Source organism: Micromonospora sp. M51 (assembly GCF_018070305.1).
Lineage (GTDB): Bacteria > Actinomycetota > Actinomycetes > Mycobacteriales > Micromonosporaceae > Micromonospora > Micromonospora parva.
The window spans coordinates 1-4,948 of the sequence record NZ_JAGPXZ010000469.1 but is presented as its reverse complement, the minus strand read 5'-3'; the positions used below and the strand labels follow the sequence as shown (position 1 = coordinate 4,948).

Below are 4,948 nucleotides of genomic sequence, written 5' to 3'. Positions count from 1 at the left end.
GCGGGGACTGGCTCGCCGTCCGCGTCAGCGGCCTTCGGGCGCACCTGCGCGCCCACCGGGCCCGGCAGCGGCAGGCGGACTCACGCGACCGCTCCGGCGGCCCGGCGTTCGGCGGTCCGACCGGCGCGCGCCGCCTGGGCGGCCTGACCGGTGCGCGCCGCCGGGGCGGGGTAACGGTCGGCCGCCTGCGCCGGATAGGAATCGGGGCGTACCACCCGCAGCGGCCGGTCCACCTCGTCCGCGCCGAACCGCCAGCGCGACGGCGTCGGCTGCCGCTGCGGTGCCGGTCCGCCAGGGCGCAGACCGGGCCGGGACAGCAGCACGGTGATCAGGTAGCCGACCACCAGGAAGCCGTGGCTGATCAGCCGTTCCCCGCCCACCGATCCGGTGGCCAGGTCGTTGACCGACAGCAGCAGCAACGTGCCGACGAACGCGCTGAGCATCGGCAGCAGCCCGGCGGGCGGGCTGCGGCGCAGCGCCACGAACAGGAACCCCGCGCCCACCGCCACGTTCCACGCCGCCGACTCGTGCCACAGGTGCTGGCCGGTGGGGTGCAGGTGGTCAGCGGTGGCGCCCCGGCCCACCTGGGCCAGGCCGAGCACCAACTGCACCGCGCCGAGCCGGCCGAGCGCCGACCGCAGGCCGCCGACGAGCGCGGCGCGGCCGGGCAGGCGGGGCCGCCAGCGCGACCGGCGGGCCGACGGCGTGTCACTGGCGCTGGCAGCCGCGTCGCCAGCGGCGCTGCCACCGACGGCGGCCAGGATCGCCGCCGTCCGGTCGGGCACCTCAACCACCAGTCGGGTACGAACCCGACGGGTCAGCGCGGCCGCCGCCGTGAACCAGGCCCGGCAATCGGCGCACCCGTCGAGGTGCCCCTGCACCGCCGTCAGTTCGGCGGCGGTCTCCTCCCCGTCCAGTTGCGCGGACAGGACCTCCCGCCACTGCTCACACCCCATGTACCGGTAGTCGCTCCGGCAGCCGCTCCGGTTCCCGGCGAGAGTGACTGGTTGTGGAATACTCGCCGGATCATGACGCGTTACGGCCTGCTGATCCTGCCCGCCACCAACCGGGTGTACGCCCGCGCCGCCGTCGACCTGACCCAGGCGGAGCTGGAGATCTTCGGCCGCTCGGCGCTGGACGGTCGGATCGGTGAGCTGGACACCGCTGTCGTCGGAGGGGCGTCGTACATCACCTTCACCGGTGACGGGCTGACGGAGCGTGACCTGGCAGTGCTGGGCAACCTCTCCGCCGGGTACGCGTTGTTCGAGATCGTCGGCGAGCTGCTGCGGCCGATCGAGTGGAGCCGGCTGGACCGCTACGACGACGACCTGCTCACCATCCAGAAGTACCCGGGCAAGACCAACGAGCAGTTCACCAAGCTGCTGCTCAACGTCACACTGCTCGCCTCGGACTGGGCCACCGAGATGACCAGCCGCCGGTTCCGGGTGCTCGACCCACTCTGCGGTCGGGGCACCACCCTCAACCAGGCGCTGATGTACGGCTTCGACGCGGCCGGGATCGAGCGCGACCAGAAGGACGTCGAGGCGTACCGGGCGTTCATCACCACGTGGTTGAAGCAGAAGCGGGTCAAGCACCGGGTGCTGGAGTCGGGGCCGGTGCGGCGGGAACGCAAGGTGGTCGGCCGGCGGGTGCGGATCGAGTTGGCGCCGACCCGCGAGGAGCACAAGGCCGGCCAGACCCAGCTGCTGGACGTGGTGAACGCCGACACCGCCCGGTCGGCGGAGTTCTTCCGCCCGCAGACCGTGGACCTCGTCGTCGCCGACGCGCCGTACGGCGTGCAGCACGGCAGTCGTACCACTGGGCAGGGAGTGACCCGCGACCCGCTGGCGCTGCTCGCGGACGCCGCCCCGGTCTGGGCCGGGTTGTTGCGCCCCGGCGGTGCGTTGGGGGTCTCCTGGAACACCCACGTCGCCAGCCGGGACGACGCGGCTGCGGCCCTGGCCGACGCCGGCCTGACCGTCGTGGACGAGGAGCCCTACCGCGCGCTGCGGCACCGGGTCGATCAGTCGATCATGCGCGACGTGCTGGTGGCCCGTAAGCCGGCCTGACCGGCCCGCACCTCTCCTACCGGCCTCACCCGTCCGGTCTGTGCCGCATTTCACCTGTTCAGTGGGCAGGTGTGAAAACCACGTCAAGAAAAGGTTCGCGGCCGTCATGGTCGCGTTATGACCCCTGCCGGCCGGCGGGTGGTGGGGCTTTGATTGCCCGGCGCGACCGGAAGGCGGTCGCGACGAACCTTTCCGGTATGAGGAGTCAGCGTGTCTGACGTGGTGTTCGTGGTCCTGACGGTGGCGCTGTTCGCAGCGCTCGCCCTGGTGGTCCGGGCGGTGGAGAAGCTGTGAACGCGGTAAACGCCGTCGGTCTGGTGCTCGCGGTGGTGCTGGGCGCGTTCCTGGTGTTCGCCCTGCTGTTCCCGGAGCGCTTCTGATGACCATGACAACAGCGGGCGTCATCTTCGTGCTGACGCTGGTGGCGGCGATCGTCGCCGTCTACAAGCCGTTCGGCGACTACATGTTCCGGGCGGTCTCCGGCACCAAGCAGTCGCGGGTCGAGCGGGGCATCTACCGCCTGGTCGGGGTCAACCCCGCCGCCGAGCAGACCTGGGGCGTGTACGCCCGCAGCGTGCTGGCGTTCTCCGCGGTCTCGATCCTGTTCCTGTACCTGTTCCAGCGGGTGCAGAACCACCTGTGGCTGTCGCTGGGCTTCGACCCGGTGGTGCCGCACGGGGCGTGGAACACGGCGGTGTCGTTCGTGACGAACACCAACTGGCAGTCGTACTCGGGTGAGTCGACGATGGGCCACCTGGTGCAGATGGCCGGCCTGGCGGTGCAGAACTTCGTCTCGGCGGCGGTCGGCATCGCGGTGGCTGTCGCACTGGTGCGCGGCTTCGCCCGCAGCCGCACCGGGCAGCTCGGCAACTTCTGGGTCGACCTGACCCGGATCGTGCTGCGCATCCTGCTGCCGATCGCGGTGCTCGGCGCGATCGCGCTGATGATCGGCGGGGCGGTGCAGAACCTCTCCGGTGGCACCGACGTGACCACGTTGACCGGCGGCACCCAGACCATCACCGGCGGTCCGGTCGCCAGCCAGGAAGTGATCAAGGAGCTGGGCACCAACGGTGGCGGCTTCTACAACGTCAACAGCGCCCACCCGTTCGAGAACCCGACCGCCTGGACGAACTGGCTGGAGATCTTCCTGATCCTGCTGATCCCGTTCAGCCTGCCCCGGGTGTTCGGCCGGATGGTCGGGCAGAACCGGCAGGGGTACGCCATCGCCGCGGTGATGGGCATCCTCGCCGTCGCCAGCGTCGCCATCACCAACATCTTCGAGCTGGCCGGCCACGGCACGGTGCCGCAGGCGGTCGGTGCGGCGCTGGAGGGCAAGGAGGTGCGGTTCGACGTGTCGAACTCGGCCACCTTCGCCGCCGCCACCACGCTCACCTCGACCGGTGCGGTGAACTCGTTCCACGACTCGTTCACCTCACTCGGCGGCATGATGACGATGGTCAACATGATGCTCGGCGAGGTCGCGCCGGGCGGCACCGGCTCCGGTCTCTACGGCCTGCTCATCCTCGCGGTGATCACGGTCTTCGTGGCCGGGCTGATGGTCGGCCGCACCCCGGAGTACCTGGGCAAGAAGATCGGGTCGCGCGAGATCAAGTTCGCCTCGCTCTACTTCCTGATCACACCCATCCTGGTGCTGGTCGGCACGGCGGCGGCGTTCGCCACCGGCAACAACTCCACGGCGCTCAACGTCGGCCCGCACGGCCTCTCCGAGGTGCTGTACGCGTTCACCTCGGCCAGCAACAACAACGGCTCCGCGTTCGGCGGCATCACCGTCAACACCACCTGGTGGGACACCGCACTCGGGTTGTGCATGCTGCTGGGCCGGTTCCTGCCGCTCATCTTCGTGCTCGCGTTGGCCGGTTCGCTGGCCCGCCAGGCACCCACCCCCGCGTCCGAGGGCACCCTGCCGACCCACCGACCGCTGTTCATCGGCATGGTCGTCGGCGTCACCGTGGTCCTCGTGGCGCTGACCTTCCTGCCCGCGCTCGCGCTCGGCCCGCTGGCAGAGGGGCTCTGACCACCATGAGGAACGAGGACATGTCCGTCACGTCCGCCCCGACAGAGCAGCTCCCCGGCACGCCCGCCACCCAGGGCAACCGGATCGGCGGGGGCCTGCTCGACCCCAAGCAGTTGATCCGGTCCCTGCCGGACGCGGTACGCAAGCTCAACCCCACCACGTTGTGGCGTAACCCGGTGATGCTGATCGTCGAGGTCGGTGCGGCCTTCACCACCGTCCTGGCGGTGACCGACCCGTCGGTGTTCGCCTGGGCGATCACCATCTGGCTCTGGCTGACAGTGGTCTTCGCCAACCTGGCCGAGGCCGTCGCCGAGGGTCGGGGCAAGGCCCAGGCGGCGACCCTGCGGCAGGCGAAGAAGGACACCATCGCCACCCGACTGATCGACTGGAAGCCGGGTGCCCGGGCCAACACCTACCGCGACGAGGCGGTGCCCGCGCCTGACCTGCGTCAGGGCGACATCGTGCTGGTCGAGGCGGCCGGCGTTCGCCCCGGCGACCGGGTGCTGGTGGAGGCGGCGGCGGGCGGCGTGGGCAGCCTGCTCGTGCAGCTCGCGGCGCGCGCCGGCGCACAGGTGATCGGGGTGGCCGGCGGCGCGCGCAAGGTGGACCTGCTGCCCGGCCTCGGTGCCGACCTGACGGCCGACTACCGCCTGCCGGGCTGGGCCGACCAGATCCGGGACGCGGTGGGCGGAGTCGACGTGGTGTTCGACGGCGTCGGCGGCCCCATCGCCCGGACGGCGTTCGAGCTGCTGGACCCGGGTGGCCGGATGGTCAGCTTCGGGCTGGCCAGCGGCGGGTGGTCCCCGGTGTCGGCGGAGGACGCCACGGCGCGGCACGTCACGCT

The 4,948-nt window shown here is 71.2% G+C and carries 5 protein-coding genes; 4 read left to right on the top strand and 1 reads right to left on the bottom strand.

Going from position 1 to position 4,948, the window contains the following annotated elements; all coding sequences use genetic code 11:
• Positions 1–80: 80 nt before the first annotated feature.
• On the bottom strand, positions 81–956 hold the full coding sequence (locus tag KBX53_RS22250) for a zf-HC2 domain-containing protein (RefSeq protein ID WP_210861425.1): 876 nt from the start codon (positions 954–956) through the stop codon (positions 81–83).
• Positions 957–1,028: 72 nt separating this feature from the next.
• Here KBX53_RS22250 and KBX53_RS22245 point away from each other — a divergent pair, with 72 nt between their 5' ends.
• From KBX53_RS22245 to KBX53_RS36490, 4 genes are all read left to right on the top strand, one after another.
• Positions 1,029–2,069 (top strand): TRM11 family methyltransferase, encoded by a 1,041-nt coding sequence (locus KBX53_RS22245; RefSeq protein WP_210861424.1) that lies wholly within the window; start codon positions 1,029–1,031, stop codon positions 2,067–2,069.
• Between the two features lie 290 nt (positions 2,070–2,359).
• The gene (gene kdpF / locus KBX53_RS36495) at positions 2,360–2,449 is read left to right on the top strand and encodes a K(+)-transporting ATPase subunit F (protein ID WP_036410889.1); all 90 of its coding nucleotides are present in this window, start codon (positions 2,360–2,362) and stop codon (positions 2,447–2,449) included.
• Positions 2,449–4,104 carry a potassium-transporting ATPase subunit KdpA gene (gene kdpA / locus KBX53_RS22235; protein ID WP_210861423.1) on the top strand — a complete coding sequence of 552 codons (1,656 nt, stop codon included), beginning with the start codon at positions 2,449–2,451 and terminating at the stop codon, positions 4,102–4,104. Before kdpF ends, kdpA begins: the two co-directional genes overlap by 1 nt.
• Positions 4,105–4,124: 20 nt before the next feature.
• Positions 4,125–4,948, top strand: an 824-nt coding sequence (locus KBX53_RS36490) for a zinc-binding dehydrogenase (protein ID WP_247676039.1), incomplete at its 3' end; no start/stop codon positions are given.